The 22,302-nt window shown below is 38.3% G+C and carries 19 protein-coding genes; 6 read left to right on the forward strand and 13 right to left on the reverse strand.

Translation table 11 applies throughout. The features are described 5' to 3' along the window. Nucleotide 1 precedes the first annotated feature (1 nt). Together GVK91_RS10290 and GVK91_RS10295 are read right to left on the reverse strand one after the other, a co-directional pair. The gene (locus tag GVK91_RS10290) at nt 2-346 is read right to left on the reverse strand and encodes a GIY-YIG nuclease family protein (protein WP_159728526.1); all 345 of its coding nucleotides are present in this window, start codon (nt 344-346) and stop codon (nt 2-4) included. 17 nt (nt 347-363) lie between these two features. Next, the gene (locus tag GVK91_RS10295) at nt 364-780 is read right to left on the reverse strand and encodes a MarR family winged helix-turn-helix transcriptional regulator (RefSeq protein ID WP_159728528.1); all 417 of its coding nucleotides are present in this window, start codon (nt 778-780) and stop codon (nt 364-366) included. Nucleotides 781-1,091: 311 nt separating this feature from the next. Between GVK91_RS10295 and GVK91_RS10300 the strand changes: the two genes are divergently transcribed. Further along, complete coding sequence (locus GVK91_RS10300) at nt 1,092-1,814, forward strand: DUF3667 domain-containing protein (protein WP_159728530.1); 723 nt, start codon at nt 1,092-1,094, stop codon at nt 1,812-1,814. 90 nt (nt 1,815-1,904) lie between these two features. On the opposite strand, the gene GVK91_RS10305 is transcribed toward GVK91_RS10300, so the two are convergent. The 7 genes from GVK91_RS10305 to GVK91_RS10335 form a co-directional block, all read right to left on the reverse strand. Next, complete coding sequence (locus GVK91_RS10305) at nt 1,905-3,371, reverse strand: sigma 54-interacting transcriptional regulator (protein WP_159728532.1); 1,467 nt, start codon at nt 3,369-3,371, stop codon at nt 1,905-1,907. A gap of 6 nt (nt 3,372-3,377) precedes the next feature. Then, complete coding sequence (locus tag GVK91_RS10310) at nt 3,378-4,499, reverse strand: VWA domain-containing protein (RefSeq protein ID WP_159728534.1); 1,122 nt, start codon at nt 4,497-4,499, stop codon at nt 3,378-3,380. 273 nt (nt 4,500-4,772) lie between these two features. Continuing rightward, nucleotides 4,773-6,860 (reverse strand): DNRLRE domain-containing protein, encoded by a 2,088-nt coding sequence (locus GVK91_RS10315; protein WP_159728536.1) that lies wholly within the window; start codon nt 6,858-6,860, stop codon nt 4,773-4,775. Between the two features lie 267 nt (nt 6,861-7,127). Further along, nucleotides 7,128-9,005, reverse strand: coding sequence for a RagB/SusD family nutrient uptake outer membrane protein (locus tag GVK91_RS10320; protein ID WP_159728538.1), 1,878 nt, complete (start codon nt 9,003-9,005; stop codon nt 7,128-7,130). A gap of 14 nt (nt 9,006-9,019) precedes the next feature. Continuing rightward, nucleotides 9,020-12,370: a SusC/RagA family TonB-linked outer membrane protein gene (locus GVK91_RS10325; protein ID WP_200845589.1), complete on the reverse strand. Its 3,351-nt coding sequence runs from the start codon at nt 12,368-12,370 to the stop codon at nt 9,020-9,022. 77 nt (nt 12,371-12,447) lie between these two features. Then, the gene (locus tag GVK91_RS10330; protein WP_159728540.1) at nt 12,448-13,575 is read right to left on the reverse strand and encodes a FecR family protein; all 1,128 of its coding nucleotides are present in this window, start codon (nt 13,573-13,575) and stop codon (nt 12,448-12,450) included. Between the two features lie 66 nt (nt 13,576-13,641). Beyond that, the gene (locus GVK91_RS10335; RefSeq protein ID WP_159728542.1) at nt 13,642-14,193 is read right to left on the reverse strand and encodes an RNA polymerase sigma factor; all 552 of its coding nucleotides are present in this window, start codon (nt 14,191-14,193) and stop codon (nt 13,642-13,644) included. 295 nt (nt 14,194-14,488) lie between these two features. On the opposite strand from GVK91_RS10335, the gene GVK91_RS10340 reads away from it, so the two are divergent. Beyond that, entirely contained in the window at nt 14,489-14,905 is a 417-nt protein-coding gene (locus GVK91_RS10340) for a DUF1801 domain-containing protein (protein ID WP_075992087.1), read from the forward strand. Between the two features lie 27 nt (nt 14,906-14,932). Here GVK91_RS10340 and GVK91_RS10345 read toward each other — a convergent pair whose 3' ends face one another. After that, nucleotides 14,933-15,745, reverse strand: a complete 813-nt coding sequence (locus tag GVK91_RS10345; protein WP_235032877.1) for a class I SAM-dependent methyltransferase — start codon at nt 15,743-15,745, stop codon at nt 14,933-14,935. Between the two features lie 213 nt (nt 15,746-15,958). On the opposite strand from GVK91_RS10345, the gene GVK91_RS10350 reads away from it, so the two are divergent. The 4 genes from GVK91_RS10350 (at nt 15,959) to GVK91_RS10365 (ending at nt 20,834) form a co-directional block, all read left to right on the forward strand. Beyond that, entirely contained in the window at nt 15,959-16,783 is an 825-nt protein-coding gene (locus tag GVK91_RS10350; RefSeq protein ID WP_159728544.1) for an AraC family transcriptional regulator, read from the forward strand. Between the two features lie 74 nt (nt 16,784-16,857). Continuing rightward, the gene (locus GVK91_RS10355) at nt 16,858-18,162 is read left to right on the forward strand and encodes a serine hydrolase (RefSeq protein ID WP_159728546.1); all 1,305 of its coding nucleotides are present in this window, start codon (nt 16,858-16,860) and stop codon (nt 18,160-18,162) included. Nucleotides 18,163-18,369: 207 nt separating this feature from the next. After that, entirely contained in the window at nt 18,370-19,593 is a 1,224-nt protein-coding gene (locus GVK91_RS10360) for a hypothetical protein (protein WP_159728548.1), read from the forward strand. A 182-nt stretch (nt 19,594-19,775) separates the two neighbouring features. Then, nucleotides 19,776-20,834 carry an alpha/beta hydrolase gene (locus GVK91_RS10365; protein ID WP_159728550.1) on the forward strand — a complete coding sequence of 353 codons (1,059 nt, stop codon included), beginning with the start codon at nt 19,776-19,778 and terminating at the stop codon, nt 20,832-20,834. 135 nt (nt 20,835-20,969) lie between these two features. On the opposite strand, the gene GVK91_RS10370 is transcribed toward GVK91_RS10365, so the two are convergent. From GVK91_RS10370 to GVK91_RS10380, 3 genes are all read right to left on the reverse strand, one after another. Further along, nucleotides 20,970-21,359 carry a DUF2255 family protein gene (locus tag GVK91_RS10370; protein WP_159728552.1) on the reverse strand — a complete coding sequence of 130 codons (390 nt, stop codon included), beginning with the start codon at nt 21,357-21,359 and terminating at the stop codon, nt 20,970-20,972. Between the two features lie 191 nt (nt 21,360-21,550). Next, the gene (locus GVK91_RS10375; protein WP_159728554.1) at nt 21,551-22,051 is read right to left on the reverse strand and encodes a 4'-phosphopantetheinyl transferase superfamily protein; all 501 of its coding nucleotides are present in this window, start codon (nt 22,049-22,051) and stop codon (nt 21,551-21,553) included. Next, nucleotides 22,048-22,302 (reverse strand): acyl carrier protein, encoded by a 255-nt coding sequence (locus tag GVK91_RS10380; protein ID WP_075992081.1) that lies wholly within the window; start codon nt 22,300-22,302, stop codon nt 22,048-22,050. Before GVK91_RS10380 ends, GVK91_RS10375 begins: the two co-directional genes overlap by 4 nt.

Here is a 22,302-nt window from a genome sequence, read left to right on the forward strand (position 1 = left end):
ATCAATAGATACTTGTTGTTTCTTTCACTTTACTCTTCAACTCAGTTGCGGCGTGAAGTACGACTTTTTTATAATCAATGATTTTGTCGTTTTCAAATGGAATAATAACTGCATTTTCAAACAGGAAATTTCCCTCACCTATTCGGTTCCAATCCGCCTGCAAGTTTTTGTTGTCAAATTGCCCCATGTTTAACATAAATCTGATTCTGTTGGAAAGAGCGGTTAAATTCAGGCTATCTGCGATATATGTTTTATTTTCGGCGCTATTGTAAATTGTTAAAACTCCCATCAATGGTTTACTTTCCAGGAATTCGGCTTTCAATTGTTTTTTATCTATTTTGTTCATGTGCTTTTAAATTAAAGTTATAAATCACCACCCAATGATTTCAATTGCGCAGCAAAAATAAGGAGATCTGTTACGGCCATTCCGTCCAATAGCTTATTGGCGATATGCTCAGCGGTAACAGTAGCCTCTTTAAAAATTCGATCACCAGCCGCGGTAAGCTTCACATAGCTGACCCGGGCATCTCGATCATTGTGTGCTTTTACAACAAGCCCCATCTTTTCCATAGGTGAAATAATCCGTGTAATCCCTGAGGCCGTTAAACCGGTACTTTCAGCCAGATCAATTCGCCGTAACCGGTTCCCGGAAGCCTGACTTAAAATATGTAGGATCATAAAGTCTGTCAGACTTAGTCCATGCAAGCTCAACCCATCAAACTTTTTGGTGATGACAGATTGAACTTTTATAATGTTCAAAATCGTATTAATTGCGGTCATATTATTATTTGCAAAATACTTGACTACTCAAGTATTTTGCAAATATAATAGTTTTACTTAAATGGTTGAACAAAATAAACAAAAGATTCTGCGAACGGGGTGATTACACTAAAGCTCATTAATTCTATTTTCTTCGCGGGAGAAGGAGGTTTGTATAAAACTACACTGAGGTGTAGCATTGATTGACATAATCTATAATATTTTTGGACAAATTCTAATCGATAAGAAGCAATGGCCAACGATCTACATAACAGGATAAGGATAGAATCCTCAAATATTAACAAATTTATTACCTATAGCATAGTATAAACATGACAAATTGCAAAAACTGTGGGACTGATATAACACTGAATTTCTGTCCGAAATGTGGACAGCCAGCGGTACTTAAAAGAATTGATGCGCATTATATCGTCCACGAAATTGAACATGTCCTTCATTTCGAGCGTGGAATCTTGTACACGATTCGTGAACTTATTACCACACCAGGAAAAAATGTAAAAAAATATATTGCCGAGAACCGAAGCCGCCTGGTAAAACCCATTATTTTTATCATCATCACCTCACTGATATACTCTATAGTAAGCCATTTTTTTCATGTAAACGACAAATATGTGAGTTATTACGAATCCCAGCATTCTACCACGGGGTCGATATACCTCTGGATCCAGGACCACTATGGTTACGCCAATATCATAATAGGATTGTTTATCGCTTTCTGGGCTAAATTATTTTTTAAAAAATACGGTTTTAATCTTTTTGAAATTGTCATCCTGCTGTGTTTTATTTTAGGAATGACGATGTTGATCTATACTATTTTTGCATTAGTAGAAGGTGTAACACATACAAGCGTTATGGTGCAAGCTAGCATCGTCGCTATGCTATATAGTGTCTGGGCTATTGGACAATTTTTCGATCCCTACAAAATACCCAGTTATTTAAAAGCGCTCGCAGTTTATATTTTAGGGTATCTGTCATTTACTGTCGTCGTCGTTATTATTGGCCTATCGATAGACTTAATTTTAATGAAAAGATAGTTATCCGCTCTTTTTCCTTGTGAGACCTAATTAAAAACCAGATGGGTAAGTTTACGCTGTACACTTACCCATCATGTTACTAGTTGCCTGTTACAGATTATTTCTCAGATATCCCTGAAAGTTATCTTGAAACTGAAGGCCAGTCCCCAACCTATATTTACTTAATTTATTGTTGAGCGTAAGTCCCCATAATACAAATTCGGTCAGAAAATGGAGATCTTCGGGCTTCGTTTCCGGCTGGTATTGCTGAATTAAAGCATGTATAGGCTTCACTTGATCCAAAACCTGCTGATACGTTGAATCGTTGAGTTCATCAGATAATTCGATCCCCTCTGATTCTGAAAACCAACGAACAATATCGTCGTAGGGATAACGCTCGTTTTCTCTTTCCAGTTTCTCAATTTTTGGGAATAAAATCGGAAAAAGATTTTTAATCGCGTTTTCTATCAGCTGCAATGCGACGATACCCGCTCCTTCCTGTTCGCCTTCATAAACGAGCTCAACTTTACCGGTTATCGCAGGCACAATACCCATAAAATCACTCAGCCGTACTGCAGTTGCTTGCGCCCCGCTTCTGAGCATGCGCAATTCAGCGGTGCTCAATAAGTTTTGAAATGCTGTAATGCTCATACGCGCACTCACGCCACTCTTTTCATCAACATATTCACTATTTCGTGCTTCAAAGCTTATCTGCTCAATTAATTCCCTAGCCAGCTCAGGGACGTATATCTGCTCCTTCTGGGCCGCTTCCAAGTTTGCCTCCTGCGCTGTAATTGCCTTTGCTATCTCTACCGATGCAGGGTAATGTGTGAGTATCTGCGATCCTATGCGATCTTTCAGTGGCGTCACAATACTTCCTCTATTGGTATAATCCTCCGGATTTGCAGTAAATATAAATTGTACATCTAACGGTAAGCGTAACTTAAAACCACGGATCTGAATATCTCCCTCCTGCAATATATTGAAGAGGGCTACCTGGATTCTAGCTTGAAGATCAGGCAGCTCATTAATGACAAATATAGAACGGTTTGCCCGAGGAATCATACCAAAGTGAATCACGCGATCGTCTGCATAGCTCAGTTTTAAATTTGCGGCTTTGATGGGATCTACATCACCAATCAAATCAGCGACCGTCACATCTGGCGTAGCCAGTTTCTCTGCAAAACGATCACCTCTACCAAGCCAACTTATCGGTGTATCATCGCCTTTCTCCTGCAGAAGTTCTAGCGCATAACGCGATATAGGGTTAAACGGATCATCATTAATCTCTGAACCTTGAACCATAGGCACATATTCATCCAATAAGTTGACCATGAGCCTAGCTAGACGTGTTTTCGCCTGACCGCGAAGGCCCAAGAAATTAATGTTGTGTTTGGAAAGAATTGCTCTTTCAAGTTCTGGAATAACGGTATCTTCATAACCATGTACTCCATTAAATACGGTTTCACCCGCCTTTATTTTTGTAATCAGATTCTGACGCAATTCTTCTTTTATTGTTTTAGGTTTATAACCCGAAGTTTTTAATGCACCAAATGTTGTAATCTTCGTGTAATCCATATATTCTTATCGTATTCTTTTTTTTCGGTTTTCTTCGTAATCCTCAAAAATCATTTCACCTAGATCCCCAAGTCCCGTGTAATAAGCCTTCCCTTGATTTGAAGCTGTAAACTCGTCGACAAATTGCTGTAGATAAGGATCCGAAGCAATCATAAAAGTTGTAATTGGTATTCCCAGCTTTCGGGCTTGCGCAGCCATACTATAGCACTTGCTAGTGATAAAAGGATCCAAACCCATAGGATTTTTATAATAAGTACCGTCTGGCATATTTAAACAGCTCGGTTTTCCATCGGTTATCATAAATATTTGCTTATTCGCATGCCGTTTTCGCCTTAACAAGTCCATCGCTAGCTTTAAGCCTGCGACCGTATTGGTATGAAATGGTCCAACTTGCAAATAAGGCAAGTCTTTTATCGCGATAGGCCATGCATCGTTTCCGAAAACAATGACGTCAAGTGAGTCTTTCGGATATCGGGTCAAAATAAGTTCTGATAAAGCCATTGCTACTTTTTTTGCAGGAGTGATCCGATCCTCGCCGTATAAAATCATACTGTGGCTGATATCGATCATCAACACTGTACTCATCTGCGACTTAAACTGTGTATCTTCTACGACGAGATCATTTTCTGATAAGGCAAACTCGCCTATCCCATGATTGATCTGCGCGTTTTTCAAGCTCTCTGTCAAAACTATTTTCTCCAAGCCATCTCCGTACTGATAGTTTCTGAAATCGCCCATATTTTCGTCACTCCGTCCCTGGTGATTGGTTTTATGATTGCCTGATTTCCCTTTCCTCATTTTCCCAAAAATCTGGTCCAAGGCATGCTGACGCAAGGCTTTCTCCAGCTTTGAGGTAATATCTACGCTACCTTCACTACCAAACTCCACTTTTTCTCTGATATAACCTTTTTCCTTCAGGTCCGCAATGAAATCGTCTATCGTATAGGCTGGAGTCGTCAGTTTGAACTCTTTATCCAATTGCCTAAGCCAGTCAATGGCTTCATCAAAATCACCAGAGGTATGGGTAATCAGTTCTTTGAAAATGTCAAATAATTTATCAAAAGGCGTTTGAAACGGCTCTTCATATTGTTTGAAGAGAAAACCTTTACTTCGTTTCGTGCTTTTCATGCATTCCTTTTATTAGTATGAGGAAGCTATCCAAATAGTGTATCGGATACTTCATAGTATGAATTTACGAAATAATAATTTTTGTGAGCACCGTATGTCCATTTAACTTTAAAAACTGGCTATAGTATGACGCACGAGCGACAACTTCCAATTAGGAATTAGTTTCAGGCTTTTACGCTCTCCCAGTCAAAAGCCGCAAAGAATTGTTATTCCTTGCGGCTTTTTGATTCGGTTATTCTAAATACAAGATAATTACCCTGAAATAAGTACCGGTTAATAAAGCAGTTCCAACGTTGGCTTATTGGCGGTTGCTTCCCTGCTACTAAAAGACATATCATTTGTAGAAGAAGCCGCAGCTGTATTTAAAAGTAGAAAGGATACTTTACGATCAGTACCGGTAAGCAATCTGTTAATAGCCGAGGTGACGTCGACGGTCTGTAAACCTATCCCTGAAACAGAAATCTTACCGACAAGTACAGTATCCATTGGTGCATTGTTCCAATTAATGCTATTTTCCAACCAAGATGTCGTGGAGGTTGTATAAATATTAATAGTCCGTTGTGGTGCTGTATTCACTCCTGCAACATACATTTTTAATTTTGCCGAACTCACTTTAGGTGTAGTAATCATCGCAATATCAAATTTAGCGTATGCTTTACGCGCGTAAGATGTAGCGTCGGATTTGATGACAAGATCAGCTGTAGTTCCATAATTTGTACTCGCATAGGTACCGTTGCGGACATAGGCATCGGCAAGAGAACTTCCGGCATTGGCTACAACAGCATGCTGAAACGCTCCAACATCTGGATTACCCAATGGCAGCGCATTTCCAGCGAAATCCTCGCCCCCATTGTTACTTATAAATACACCAGCATTAAGGGCAGCCGAACCGGAACCGACATCATAACCTTTTGCAGCGTCAAGGCCGTTTCCACCAATTGGATTGACAAATACCGGATCTTCATAGAAATTGTTGTTCCGCACGGTAGTTCCCCAGTTCAATGACGTAAATGTACTTGACGGAAATAAACAATTATTGTTAAACTTTAGTCCGTTATCGGCCTGAGTAGACAGACTACTAATGGTCGAGGTCGTGTAAAAAATATTATTTGAAAATGTTGCATAAGGCTTTCCTGAACTCACGCCATTCATGACGTTAAACAGGCTGGCGGTTGGATTTTTGATATAGAATACATTATTATAAATCTCACGAGAATCGTATGTTGTTTTTTCGATCAAAAAGAGCTTCTTTAACCTTGTTGTACCGATATCGTTGACAGAAACGTTGTAGCGGACTTTAATATTCTTAGACTGGTTCATAAAAAGCATAAATCCGCCGTTATTATCATGCGAATAATTGTATTCGAAGATATCTCCATCGGTTACTGAATTGGTATCATAACCATCGGCATCGAACGCGACTCCATCGTTGGCCCCTCCGCCTGTCATACCATAAACCTCATTATATGCCACCAGCGTATTCAAGCTGCCAATTGTCCAAATACCCGCATAATTTTCAGAGCCTGTGTTCATACATGCCTTATAGACGGTATTGTGGGTAATTTTACTTCCTCCCGTCACGCCAGACATAACGATGCCGTCGCCGTAGATATATTCAATCAAATTGTTATCGATAATAATATCTTTTGATCTTGCTGCCATAGCCCTATCGCCAGTGGTCCTTATCCCTTCAACGGAACAGTTGGCGACATGACAACTTTGTACCAAAGCCCCGTATATTTTACCGTCTAAGATAATCCCGCCAGAGCTTTTGTTATAATTGGTCTGTCCATCGATAGCACCATTGACGTCATGGACATAACAATTTCTAATGGAGACATTGCTGATTGCTGTTCCTGCAGAACTGCCTCCAATCACGCGGATCCCCGTGGCAGCATAACTTGTCCCGCTTGGGATTGTATTCGTCAGTTCGAGGTTATTTACCTCAAAATAAGATACTTTATTAAGGTATAGCGCATTTGATCCATTCCTCTTTCCACCGCCGTTGATAATCGGACGAACATCACCGCCATATTTATCTATGATAATGGGAGCTTCAGCCGTTCCCGAATTTTTCATATGCAAAGTGTCATTCCATACGCCTCCGCTCTTGAATAAGATACGGTCGCCGGGGCCAAAAACCGATGTATTAATTTTGGCCAACGTTCTCCATGCTGTAGTTGTGCTCATTCCTGTGCTATCATCGTTTCCGCTGGGATCTATGTAGTAAGTATTGCCCACACTTGCCAGATTCGCCTTCGCTTTTGTTTTTAGCGATGTCGGAGAATCTAGTTGAACGGATTTTTGGCAGCTCAGTAGCCCAATGACTCCAATAGAAATCACCATCATAAATTTTCTCATAATGTTGTTTTTAGTTTTATAATTTGTTATAATTTTTACAGACGTATTCTAATTCCGACGAATACGAATTTTATAATTTGATTAATAACATTAAATTATAAATAACTTATCAACTAAAGGGGGTAAAATCACAAATAAAGAGGGGTAAAATTTTAAATTAGAACCTGAAATAGAGATTCAACATATTCTTTATAAAAGAATATGCTGCATAGCAAAAAGCTAAGCAGCATATTCAATAAGTATTGAAACTGGATTGATTTTTAATACTTATTTCCAGTCTGGATTTTGAACCAAATTTGGATTCTTATCTATCTCCGTTTGTGGAATTGGGAACCAATAATTCTTTGCTGTAAATATGCGCTTTTGATAAACTGAGCGTTTGAAAAATGCTTTGGGATTAGATTCATTGTCATCCTTTTCTGTACCAGAAAAATTCATTCCATAGAAATTTCCATTTAACACAGCTTCTCCAATTTTCCAGCGTCGCACATCACGGTACCGGATGCCCTCGTTATTTAGTTCTACCCGACGCTCGTCTCGGATTACTTTGCGCAGCCCCTCCTGCGAAGATGGTGCAGGTAAAGCATTTTTTCCCGCGCCATATTGTGGTACACCTGCGCGTACCCTTATCAAATTGACATACTTTAATATATCAGGATGATTAGCGTCGGACTCATTTAATGCTTCGGCGTAGTTCAGATAAACTTCGCCAAGCCGATAAAGTATTCCCGGTCTATAGGGATTTGTTCCATTGCGGGGGTCGTGATCTGGATGGACTTTCTTACGTACAAGATACCCATTTTGCGGGGCGTCATGTGTAGGTCCCCCATCCCAGTTACCACTATAAAATTCGGTTCTCCGATTTTCTCGTCTATACCAAGCACCATTATACAAGACCGAAATATAAAATCGTGGTTCACGATGGGTATACATATTATAAGTACCTTCCAAAGTCACCTTTCCATTTCCCTGAGATTCAGCCCAGCGTGTATTTCGCACTTCTGCGGTCTTTGAGAATCCTTTTTCCTGGTATCCAGATAACGGGTCATCAATCTTCCGACCATTCTCCATGAAAAAAGCATCCACTAAGGATTGTGTAATTCCCAGTCCTCCGTTTCCTCCAGTACCTCTTGGTTGTGCGTGTCTATCATATTCCCAGATATTGCAATCAGGGCGAGCAAAAAGAATCTCATCATTCCCATCTTGAGGCCGTCTAAACAACATATTTTGATAAGAGAGAAACGGATCTATAGACCCATCAGCATTATACTCAATATATAATTTATGACCAGCTGATTCTGCTTTTTCCAATAGTAATTTTGAGGCCGCTGCTGCAGTTTTCCATTTATCTACACTATAGTTTCCATTGAATATGGTTTCTCCCTTATTATTTACAAAACCGGTGTATGCGGTGTTACCATTGACTAATGGGCTTGCAGCAAATAGTAGAAGACGAGCTCTGACTGCCAAGCACATAATAGACGTCGCGCGACCATATTTCTGAGCGGCACTATATTTAGCAGGTAAAATAGCAGACAAATCCAATAGCTCCTTTTCTGCCCATTGCACGACCTGATCAAATGGTGTCTGTCCAATCATCAATTCTTCGGCCGATGCATTCGGATCGGTCAATCCAAGATGGAACGGTATAGCACCATAGGTTTCTAGCAGAAGTGTGTAATAATAAGCGATCATAAAGCGAGCCTCAGCTTTCATGAGATTTACTTCCTCTTCGGTCACCAACTGCGCAGGATTTGGTTTTACATTGTCTAGAAAAATATAAGCTGAACGAATACGTTTGGGAAGTTCTACCCAATAATTAGGATCCCATGAAGTACTGGGATTCCAATTGCCGGTCTGCATCCCTATAACTGACCAACCAAATTGCTCCCAACCCGTAGACGGTGCCATATCATCCGAAAGTGGATCCCAGCCAAGTGTTCGCGTATTTCCCCAATATGGATCTGGTACATTGCTGTATATTCCTGCCAGCCAGTCCTCTGTTCTGGTTTTATCTTTAAAAATCATATCTAAAGTAAGCTGATCATCAGGGCTCTTGTCCAAATATTTCGAACAAGAGGTCGCTGTAAAACCCAGCGCTACAAGTAGTAATATACGGGTAACATTATATTTTATAGTCTTCATTGTATAGGTTATTTCTATTTAAAATTCAATTCCAATCCCATAGAAACAGATTTCATGATCGGATAGCGCATACCATTATTAACCCCAAGCTCTGGATCCCAAAGCTTAAATTCACTCACTGTCAGCAAGTTATTACCACGCAGAAATATTCTAAAATTACGGATAGCGAGATGATCAAGAATTTTTGATGGTAAGCTATAGCCCACTTCAATATTACGTAGTCTTATAAAACTCATGTCCCTAAGCCACCAAGTGGAGGCCAAATTATTATTCGCGCTTTGATAGTCAGAAAGCCGTGGATAGAAAACGTCCTGTCTAGGATTATCCAAGGTCCATCTATCGGAAACATTGTCGAAAATATTTCCCATTGCTCCATTGGCACTTCCGGGAATAAAATTTGAACCACCAATGATCCTGTAGGTGCGAGAGACACCCTGAAAAAAGAAACCGAAATCAACAGCTTTGTACCTTAAGTTGGATCCGAAGCCAAATACAATCTGTGGATCCTCCGTTCCACCGATAGCAGTTCTATCGAGGGCATCTACCACACCATCACCATTCAAATCCCGATATCTGATATCACCGGGACGCACCGGGCCAAAAGTATGTCTTGGTATATCTGATCGAAGAGTACCATTAGCAATATCTGAAAAATCTGCATCCGTAAATAGGCCTTCGTCAATAAAGCCGAACAGTTGGCCGATCGGCTTTCCGGTAGAAGATCTTGAGGTACCGATCACTGCGCTGGGTTCGTCCTGTTCTAAAATCTTGTTTAGGGCATAAGTAAATGTGCTACGGACAGAAAGGAATAGGTTTGGATTTAATTGCCGGTTCAATTCAAGCGACATATCGATGCCTTTATTGTTTACGCGTCCAAAATTTGCCCAGGGCGCATTGGTAAAACCACTCGAACCGGGTATAGAACGACGTTGCATAAATATATTTTTCCGCTCCTCATTAAACAGGTCAAGCTGAAATTCCAGCGTTTTCCATAAGCCTAGTTCGAAACCGATATTGGATTTAGCAACTGTTTCCCAAGTAAGTCCACTGTTACCTTGATCACCTTCCATACGACCACTACGTTTAAAATCGTTATTTAGACCCCATGAATACCCACCGGTCTCATTAATGGTTGTGATATAGGCAAACCGACGACCATCTAACTTATCGTTCCCCACCAATCCATAAGATCCGCGCAGTTTGATTTTGGAAAATGTACTTTTTAGATGTTCCATAAAAGGCTCTTCAGAAATATACCAGCCTAATGCAAAGGAAGGAAAGAACCCATAACGTTTTCCTGGAGCAAAGTTTTCGGATCCATTATAACCAAAATTAAATTCCCCAATATATCTGTTGCTATAATTGTATGAAAATCTACCTGCGATTCCTTGATTCCGATAAGGCAAAAGATCCCCATTATCGTAATTTCGCTGATTGTATAAAAACATTCCCTCTACGTTATGGCCACCAAAAGATTGAACATAATTAATAGCTCCCTCAAGATACATGCTTTTATCGCCCCAGTCTGAATTTTTTTCATAGCCTAAAAATTCCTGTCCATAACTATCAATGACTAACTTTAATTTCCCATTTTCGTCCCTTCCGATAGCTGGATTATAGTAATCGGGGCTTTTACTCCTAACGACCGACGTATTAGAGTATCTATCAAAGGAAAAAAGCCCCCGAGCCTTTAATCCCTTCAACCAAAACGATAAGTCCTGTTCTACCGCAAATAAAGATTCGATTTTACTCGCGCTAATACGTTCATACCCGCGTTGAGTCGCCAATGCCCAGGGGTTTGTCCGCTGGGGTGTCCTAGGTATTTCACCAGAGGAATAGATGGTAGGATGTACATAGGGAGGAATAGTGAAAGCCTCCTGAAATAGTTCATCAACACTTTGGGGAGCTCTTGTTCTATCCTGGAGATATCCGCCAATATTCAATCGGAAGAGAGTGGTTGGACTAACATTGATATCTACATTGGAACGCACATTATAACGGTTTAACCGTGAAGATGAATTCCAAGCCTGTTTTTCATCGCGTTCAATCAACCCACCTTCCCGATAATATGAAGTTACTAAGGAATAACGCAAAATATCAGATCCTCCATTGACACTAACATTCGCCCGTGAATTTCCAGCTTGGTCCCGAAGTACTGCATCTAACCAATTGACATCAGGATAAAGGTCTGGATCCGTATGGTTACGGATGTTTTCGATCCGCTCTTTCGAATATAAGCCTTGCTCCCCACGTTCCTCCCGAATACTATTCATTACCTCCAAATAATCAGCTGCACCAACAAATTTAGGCAGCTGTACTGGTGATGTGATCCCCTGCTCAAAACGAGCAGAAACATTGGGCTTACCCACTTTTCCTCTCTTTGTATTGATCAAAATCACTCCATTTGCCCCTCTTACGCCATAAACTGCACTCGCTGCCGCGTCCTTCAATATCGAAAACGACTCGATTTCTTCGGGATCCATATTATCCAAAGACCGCTCTACACCGTCCACAAGAATCAATGGGCTTCTGCTTCCACCGAAAGTACTGATACCACGTATCCAAAAGTTTGAATTATCGTACCCCGGTTCTCCAGATCGCTGTACGGCAATAATACCTGCAAGCTGTCCCGCAAGATTGTTACTCATAGAACGAGATGTTCCTATTTGCAAGCGTTTGGGTTCTATCGTCGTGATCGCACCTACTACAGAGGCACGCCTTTGGGTACCAAAACCGACAACAACGACCTCGTCCAGTGCGCTGATACTATCAGCTAATATCACCGTATACTCTCCGTTTGTTTTGAGTGGTACACGCTGACTTACATAACCGACAAGACTAACCATGAAATAACTGTCCTGCGGGTCTAGCTTGAGTGTAAACTGACCTTGGTCATCTGTCGATGTGCTATTCTTGCCAAGGCCTGTCGCGACAGTAGCATTTGCCAGGGCCGTCTGTCGCTTATTAAGAACCCGACCCGCAATGACGCGGCCTTCTTGTATTGAAGCTTGTTGAAGGCCACGCTTCACAATAATTGTATTGTCATTTAACGTGTAAGAAATCTTTAAACTTGAAAAGATCTTATCTAGAACAGTCTTTATCGGCTGCTCTCTAAATGTCATGGATATACGCTTCGAGTCGTCGATGTCATTTGGGGAATAAATAAATTTTAAACCGGTTTTACTATTTAACTCTTTAAAGACCTGCTTAACCGGAATATTATTAAAATCGATTGTTATGTTTTTCTGTACATCAAAGATTGGCTTGGCCGAACTAAATAACCAGACAAGGCTGCCAAAAAAAAGGCACAAAAAATTGCGTGCAAACTTATTTTGTTTGCGGGATGTCATAAGTAATTTATACATTTGAAAATTGATTAATAATTGATCATTACCAAAAGCCGTTAAGGCGCGATTAGGAATGTAGCAGCATTCCTAATTTTTTATGGATTTGCTTCTGTTACATATATTGTTCCTTTCCTTTCTATATAGTTTATATTATTGGTCATCTTAATGATCGCCAAAACCTCGCTGATATTTTCATATCTGCTGATCATTCCTGTAATGGGAAGTCCTGCAATTTTTGAATCTATAACAATTGGAATTCCGTACCATTGTTCAAATTCGAGAGCAACTTCAGCGAGCTTCTCATTATCAAAATAAAACAAACCTTTACGCCAGGCATTTGCTTTTTCGATATTTTCAGATTGAATAAGTAAGATTTTAGGTTTATCTTTTTCCAAAAAAGCCTGCTGTCCCGGCTTAATAAGCACCTGTGTTCCATAGCGATTATGCGTAAGACGAATACTCCCTTCTGTAAGCAATACATTTTCTTCGGAATTGCCCGATGTATTTACATTGAATTTTGTTCCCAATACCTCAATGGTCTGCAAGGCAGAGTGGACTGAAAACGGAATCCTTTTACCTGCAGAATATTGTTTATGAACATCAAAATAAACCTCCCCAGTAATATGGACAGAACGGTTATTCTTATTAAAATCAGGTTCAAGTTCAATTGTTGCCAAGTAATTAAGCCACACTTGTGTGCTATCGTTCAGTAAAACAGAAAATACATTTCTCGAAGGATTTTCTATGCGCAGTTTCCCTAAATCTGTCCCATTGGCAACCGTACTTAATGCTAGTACTTTTTCATCGTTGATGGTTGTGTAATGAGCTCCTTGTGGCAAGGTATCTAACAAATCAAACCGTTTTTCTTTCCCGATTATTAACGACGGATTATGATTAGTGACATGAAGAACTTTTTCGCTTGTTTTTGAATTATCGATGAGCCTATAGGATATAAATATCCCAAAAAGGATCATAATGCTTGCTGCAGCATACCCTATTTTGGGTATATGAAAACTTAAAGTACGCTTTTTAATACGATGATGAACCTTTTCTTTAATCTCCTCTCCGACGCGATCCATATCATTTTGCACCTCTCCCTCCCTGTCCATTGCGTCGTACAGGTATTCAACAAATTGTCGTTCTTCAGGATTGGTATCTCCCGAAATATACCGATCGAGAAGATCTTTTAAAACTGTGCGAACATGACGTTTCCTTTCAGACATATAAGATGGTTTATATTGGTTCCTTTCTTATATGTCGTTGTGACTAATGATAATTCCCAAAAAAAATTAAAAAAACATAAAAAGAATTTTTTGGATTAGAAGTTTAAGTGCATTTGTTGTATTAAGCAATTGATTGTGAACAGTTTTCGTCGACAGGCCCAATAATTTCGCAATTTCCTTAACAGTTTTATCCTCATTGTAGCGAAGCAAGAATATTTCTCTGCGTTTTTGTGGCATACGTGCAATCCAGTTATGCAGCATAGATTCCAATTCAGTTTGAATATAGTTGCCATCGGCGGTTGATCCATCGCTTAGCTCTTCAACCATTGTTTCTAATTCTTCAAAATACCTCTTTTCCTTTCGAAACCTGTCAATCACTTTAAAACGGACGGCTTGGCAAAGGTAATGATCGACATCTTGAATTGTTTTGCGATGCCGCTTCTCCCATAAATCAATGTAAAGATCCTGAATAACTTCTTTTGCTGTATTTTCATGTTGCAGGCGTCTGAGAGCAATTTCATACAATTTTTTCCAAGTTCGATGATAAAGTTCGTCAAATGCATCTTCATTCGACTCTTTCACCAAAAGAAAAAGATCCTCAAGACTACTATTGCACATAACTGAAGATTTATATTGTTGAGAAATTAAATGTTGGTTTAAAATTGATAGATGCAATATATAAAATCTAAACGGAACTTCCTATAAGTGTCATAGTACAACAATAAATCCGAATCGACACAAAATATGTTCACAACATGCTATTAGGGTAGCCAACAGAATTATTCCACCGGGAGAAAATCCTGAATAATTTCTTTTAAGCAATCCTTAGCCATAAGCCGTATAATCTTTTTTATGCCGGCCTACATCGATATAAAAGAAAATTTAATATTTTTAGCGAACAACTACAGCCTTTATGGACAATAAAAAATTAATGGAAATAGATCAATATATTGATACGCTTTCAGACACTGAGCAACAAATAATTCGTCAATTTCGGAAAGCAATATCAGAAAATGACAATACCGTTTCGGAAAGCTTTGGAAAATTCATGTCAAACCCTAATGCAATCAGCTTTAATGAACAAGGCGTATTTAAATACGGGTTAACAGTCGCGAAGAATTATATTTCATTCCATTCCTTGGTCATCTATACTAACCCCGAATTAATGGAAGAACTAAAATTAAAAATACCAAAGGCCAAGTTTCAAAAAGGCTGTATTAATTTCAAAACTTTGGATGAATTTCCCGCCTCAGTATTGGCAGAACATATTCAGGTTTCATCCAAAATAGATTTTAGCCCCATGATAAATCGTTATTTGAAAAAGAAATAAGTACCTGGTCGATTCCCAGAATTTTATTTATTCACTTTTACGCGCAACAATAGCATAGACCATAGGAATCTTATTTCCTAAATGGGCTATTCTGAATTTTTTAGGATCCAACTCTGTCATGTTTTTAAAAATGGGATAAGGTGAATAGTCAAATTCGTTCAGGTCTTGAATGTTCAGCCCATTATGAAGTAAAGCACCAACGACCTCACTCATACTATGATTCCAAGTGACATAGGACTGCGAAATAGCGGCATCTTTATCGGCATAGGTTCCCTCCTCTGTTTCAACAATTGGAGCAATATTGAAATAATTATAGCCAATTTTATCAAAATTGTCATCGAACATCCAAACAACTGGATGAAACTCGACAAAGATAAACTTCCCTTCAGGTTTCAAGAAACGTGAAATTATTTTCGCCCATTTATCTAAATCAGGTAACCAAGTAATCGTTCCGTAACTTGTAAAGACTAGATCAAATTGTTCATCAAGATGATTCTCAAGCTCATATAGATCACAACAGATAAACTGCACATCAGCATGCGTATCTTTCGCAATTTCGCGGGCACTTTCTATAGCCTTGTCAGATAGGTCAACACCAGTAACTTTTGCGCCAAGTCTACTCAAAGAAATTGTATCCTGTCCGAAATGACATTGTAAGTGTAATATTTTTTTCCCGCTGATATCACCCAATAATGCTAATTCAATTGAATTCAGCGAAGTCTCCCCTTTTAAAAATCCTGTTAGATTGTAAAAATCTGATTTTAAATGCGTATCCGTTCTGTTATTCCACGAGTGTTTGTTTATTGCGATGTAATTCTCTTCCGGGTTCAAATCGTTCATTTTTTTTAATTAAACGGTTAATTAGCTACTAAATTACAATAAAAATTAATTTCTATCGGATTCATCGTTTCCTCAATCTAAAAATAAGTATTTTAAGAAATAAAGCTTGGTGGAAATTATCATAAAGGTTGTCTATATTTAAATCGATTATCAAATACTTCCAAGTTTAAAAGGATGAGGCAAGAACAACGCCTATTTATATGAAGAAAAGAGATGACGATAAAAATATATAGACCAGAGAGCTTACTCCTAAAAAAATATATTGAATGCTTCTATATACTTGAGAAAACTGACGAAGAAAAAGCGACGGCATATTTTACATTTCCGAGTATTTACACCATTGTGACGATAAGTGAGCAGACCAAAACTATGGTCAGCCCAAATAAGGTCATTACAAAGCATTGTCCATCCAATTCGATAGAAACAAACCTTGTATGCAATTTTAATGAACCTGTTTTAGTGAGTTACGAGGGGAAAATAAATGAAATTACCACTTACTTCAAACCTCTTGGGATAAATGCTTTTATACCCAATGATTTAAGCTATTATAACAGCGGAACATTTCCCGATTTTAACCCGCATCTGTATTATAAAGATGCTATGAGATCCATCCTTTCCATAGACGACCAAGACGAGCGAATCAAGGCATTAGAACACTATTGGATATCAAAATTTTGGCCATTTGAAAATGTGTTGCTCGAAAACATAATTACCGAAATGCAGGATAAAAGCAACCTCAATCAATCGATATCAGAATTTTCGCTAAAAACAGGAAGATCGAGAACAACCATAAATAAGCAATTTGATCAACATATCTGTAAAACACCCTCCCAATTCAAAAAAATCATCAGATTTCGAGCTGCAATTCAAAGCCACCTCGAAGATAGAAACAAAATAGGTCTGTCTTATAACCTGGATTATTTCGATCAGTCCCACATGATTAGAGATTTTAAAAAATTAACAGGATTTACGCCAAAAATTTTCTTTTCCAAAATAGCTAATCTTGAACGGAGCCAGATAAAGTGGATTTTTATTTAGCAGGTTTACAAAAATACAATCACACTATGTTATTAAACAGTAACATTGCTCCATAATTATTTATACAATACATTATGAAGCTTCTAATCCTACTTATGCTTTGTCCAGTTTTTCTTGTGGCCCAAGAAAAAACATCAGCCAAACTTGCAGCCTACATGCAGGCACAAGCTGATGTGAATAATTTTAGTGGAACAGTTCTTGTCATGAAAAATGGCGCAATTTTATTAAAAAAAGCCTACGGTTTAGCAGATTATGAATGGAATATAAAAAACACGTTAGACACTAAATTCCAGTTGGCATCGGTCACAAAACAATTTACCGCAGCCGCTATTTTACAGCTCGTCGACAGCGGGCGATTATCCCTAAATGATAAACTCAGTAAATTTTTCCCCGATTATCCAAAAGCCGATAGTATCAGCATCCACATGTTGCTGTCACACACCTCCGGACTTGCTATGGGTTTTAAAGAAATCGCGTTAAGCAGTATAAATCGCGATTCCGCTTATGCCGCCATCAAGAAAATTCCTTTCGAATTCTCACCCGGAACAAAGAGCGCCTATAGTAATATCGGTTATTATTTGTTAGCAAAGATTATTGAAAAAGTCTCCGGTGAGCATTACGCTACTTTTTTAAAGAAAAATATATTTGATAAAGCTGGGATGAATAACACCGGAGTTAGTAACAATGAATCCATCGTGACAAAAAAAGCAAAAGTATATTATCATAATGACGAAGGTTTTATCCATAACCCCTATATCAACTGGGAGATCAACCTAGGTCACGACGGTATTTATTCAACCGTGGAAGATCTAGCCATTTGGGACCAAGCACTTTATGGAACAACGATCCTATCGGCAGCGATGAAGGAAAAAATGTTTACACCATATAACTCCGAAAATTGGGGCTATGGATTCATCATCAATCCATTTTATAATCACGGACATTATTTGATTGCACATGACGGTGGATTCTTTGGGACAATGACTTCTTTTAATCGATTTACTGACGACAAACTCTTTGTCACTGTCCTTTTTAACAACAGCTCCCCCTCCCATATCATAGGTTACGGACTTTCTGCAATTGCCTTTGGCAAAGAAGTAGAAATGCCCTACAAACATCATCGTGCCAAAATAGATACGACCATATACAATAACTATGTGGGTGAGTATGGAAAAATACGGATATTAAAAATTGGTGGCAAACTCTATTATAATGATGCGGATATTGAACTCATTCCCGAGTCTAAAACAAAATTTTTCAGAGCAGACGACAACGATAGAACGATCGAGTTTGTTGACGACAAAACAGATGGCTACAATTCCATTATTTTAACAAAAGGTGGAGTTAAGGAAGTCTTCCCAAGATCCAATAGAAATTAATACAACGCTATGCATGCTGCTAGAATAACGATTTTAATCTATTATTTGAAACCTTAAAGAAAAAGTTTAAATTACACCTATATCGGTCCAGCGTTAGATCGGATATAGCCTATACTAAATTATAAGATATTGCAACAGATAGATCAGGAACCGAAGAAAGCCAAAAAGAAACTGTTATTGAAGTCTTTTATATTATGCCTAATCTTTATGACGGCATATCTCATCAGTTTTTTCGTTTTTGATCTAAGCAGCAATGAAAAGTTGAGTTATATTATTTTTTCACCTCTTGTTTGCGTACTGAGCTGGATATTTTTCCATTTCTTTTTGCTGGTAAAGGATACACGCAATTTGAAGTACTACTTACTGGGATGTGCCCTGATCGCATGCACTATTATTTATACAAATGGTATTTTTGATATAGATATTAGGCTTCAAAACTTTTTCCACTCCTCAAAACTGCCAAATGAATACAGCAAATATGATGACATTAACAAGCTAAAAAACCAGTTTGGGAAACATGAAATCATACTCTTCAAGGCAAGTGACAACCCTATAGATCAGTTTTTGACTAAAAACAATGAATTAATCATTCATTGTTTAACCGGTGCAACCGACACTGATAGTCCATCAACAGTTATTCATACATTCTATAGACTGGATAAAGATGGTAAGCAGGTTGATGAATACTCCTTTAAACAGGACAAGGATGAGGATTCAGAAGTTTTATTTGAGGGGTACTTGATCAACGTTTCCAAACATTACTTTCGCAGCTGGCCATTGAATGGAGATACTACAAAAAAAACAATTGAAGTATTCAACGCAAATCTAAATTGGTCCACAGATAAACAGGACCAAAAACTAAATGATATTAAAAGTAAAGCCACCTATCTGCTGTCAGAGAAAATCTATCATTTCGATCAAAGCAATTCGAAAAGCTATACAAAGCGAACTTATTTTATGGACGATAAATGGTATATATTCAACGAAAACATATCGGATGATAATAATTTAGACCCACAAAGCTCATCTAAGGGCCATACCGTAAATGATCTTTTCGGTCACTGGGATAAGAATGAATGGGTAACGAATACTACTCCCCCTAACATTAGATCAGTTTATTATCAGAAAATCAAACGTGTTCGCAATAGACATGACGTCAAAACGGGGAAATATGAAAAAGGAGACCTTTGGCAAGGCTGCCTATTCTCACAGCTTATTGTCGAAAATGACACCTTAAGATTTAAAGACAGCTTATATCTGGACGAAAAATGGCATTGGTCTCAAGTCGATATCAACAATAAAAACATCGGCACACTAACCTTTGAGAATACCGACCAATTTAATGCATATGGCTTTTATGCAAATCCAGCTTTAAATTATCAACTTTTCACCAACCAACGCAACAAACTTTATTTAATCACAAAGAAGTGATTTGTAGCTTGGTCCTGCTAAATTTCAGCAAATATGAAGTGTTCAAAATACAAACTACTTTTCGCTGTCCAAAATAATGACTATATTACAACAAATCGCTTTTTTTGTGAAAATATATCCAATTTAGTAGCCATTGGATCCTAGTTAAAAATTAAATTCTGGAATAGTAGGAAATAAATCATATGAACAAAAGGTATTTTTTCTATATTATCATCGTTATCAGCCTGTTCACTTCGTGTGGCCTTATCCATAATCTTCCCGATTCGGCTACCCCCAATACCGGTGTAGATCCTAACCTATGGTACTCATTTGTGGATCAAAATGGTAATTTCTACCCCGACAATTGGAAGAAAAATTATGGCATTCCTTCCAATAAAGCTGCTCGAGATCCTTATTCGCTTATGAAAATTGCCACCGACAGAGGTGACCGCGAACAATTACTCGCTTTTGAACGCGGTAACATGCTGCGTTTGTCTAAACGTATTGCCCCCAAAAAACGTGTGTTCATTTTAGTCCATGGCTTCAATGCTGATGAAGAATCTGTTGTAAAACAATATAAATATATTTCCGATCATATCATTACAAACCCTAAAAACGATGAAATCATTCGATTTTATTGGGATGGTCTACGATCTACCTCCCCTTTTCGTTCCGCCAAAAACTGGTTTTCAGCGGCCTCTTTTAGCCAGATGGCCGGTGAATTTGGATTAAGACGTATACTGAACAATATGGCCGAAAAGGATGTCTTCATCATATCACATAGTCGTGGAGCATCTGTGGTTATGAGCGCTATTTCAAATCCTGAATACAATAGCTCATTTTCAGCTCAAGCAAAAGACGTTCACAATGTTGATATCGAGCGGGCAAAGCCATTGTTAGAAAACAAAAATAGAATTACCTGCGTTATGCTGGCTCCAGCGATAGGACTTTCCGAGTTTCAATATACGGATACGGCAAGTAACACAAAAAAATTTGTGAATCTCAGCTCACAAGTCAAGAAAATACACATCACTATCAACGGGACTGACAAGATGTTGAAGAAGTTTTTTGGATTCTTATCGAACAAACTTAATCCAACTGATCTCGGATACAAAGAGGAAAGTTATAACGCCCTTAAGAAAAATTACAGCATCTTTTCTATGACTGATTTCACAGGAATGTCAAGCCATGATTTTAGTCGTTATATACGAGATCCCAAATTCAAACAGATGCTTCGGGAAGAATCAATCCAAGTGCAATAAGGTGTTTGCTCGTCTGACTAAGTTGATAAGCTATACGTGGTTCTTGGAATTTTTCGTTTAGATCTTCTACAGCTAGCTATCTTATGAATTGAAAAGTAGCTGCTGTCATCAGGCTCTCCTAGTTATGCAATACAACTAGGGGGCAGAAGGAAAAAACTCAATCGTATAATGCGCATATTCCGGAAGTGAAATCTCTTTAGCATATTCAAGATTATAATCCTGTGTATATTTCTCCAAATAAGCCTGATTAATTTTTTGATGAATAGGATGATTATCCCCAAGCTTACTTACCGTCACATCAATTATTTCCGCACCAAATTTTATCATTCCAACTTTATTAGCTAAAAATTCATTCATCCAGCCACTTTGGTTTTTATTCCAACTTCTGGCAAAAACCCTTTCATCTACGATAACCATCCAGATTTCTGTAAATTTAGTTCTATTTTCTCCACTTTTGATTTCCACTAAAGTATTTTCTTCTAAATATTTATAGAATTCTACAGGAAACTTTTTTTTACCATTCATACTTCTTTTTTTGATTAGACTTTTAATGCAAACTAAAAAAATGTGTTTGCCAAACTTGCCGTTTTAGCACAATTCAATTTAAGAAAAATCACATTTAACACCACTATTTATTAAAAATATAAATTGAAATAGTACAACTATATACCGGCATATAGTTACATAAAACAGGAAGGTTAACGATACTGACTTTTTCATGCAATCGCAACTATTCTCTCAAAACGGCCATGGTTACTTACAGAAACTGGTAAGTGTGTGCCGCTATCTTTCAGAATGATGCTTGGTATCCCCTGAGCATCTTTAACAATTTCACCTTTTTCGATTTCTACAATACTGCCTAAATGAACTAATTCGTCAACGGCAATGGTATGTATAAAATCAGGGCAAACAATGGTCTTAGTGTAATACCTCTTCCCTTCGCAGATGACTTCTCCCGTTGCGTTGCAAGAAGACCGTTCAATAACTGAACATAGCAATCCTTTAGGCATATATTTCCGAATTCCTGTCTGTCTATTCCATATTTTATAGGCAGCCTCTTTCATGCTCCATAAGAGCCAAACAACAATTTCGGGATCTGGACTGTTCCCAATCAACAGTTGTTCATGCTCATTAAATAGCTTTGAAACAAAGCCTCTACGTCTCCAATTACTATCTTTTCTGGACTGAACCAAGTCGACAATGTCATTACCAATCATTTTTCTTGTAACTTGCTTTCGATTATTTCGACTGCAGCTCCGACATTAAGCATACGCTCCATATCGGAATTTTCAATAACGATCCCAAATTGATCTTCGATATCCAGGACAATATCAACCAAATTGGCTGAATTGATTTGTAGATCACGCATAAAATCAGTCTTTTCAGTAAGCTTTCCAAATGCTTCTTCGTTTGTTGTGTAAGGTGCTATAATTGGTTTTAAAGCACCGATCAATTCTTCTCTGTTCAT

The sequence above is a fragment of the Sphingobacterium sp. 18053 genome, from assembly GCF_902706145.1.
In the GTDB taxonomy this organism is placed as follows: Bacteria; Bacteroidota; Bacteroidia; order Sphingobacteriales; family Sphingobacteriaceae; genus Sphingobacterium; species Sphingobacterium paramultivorum.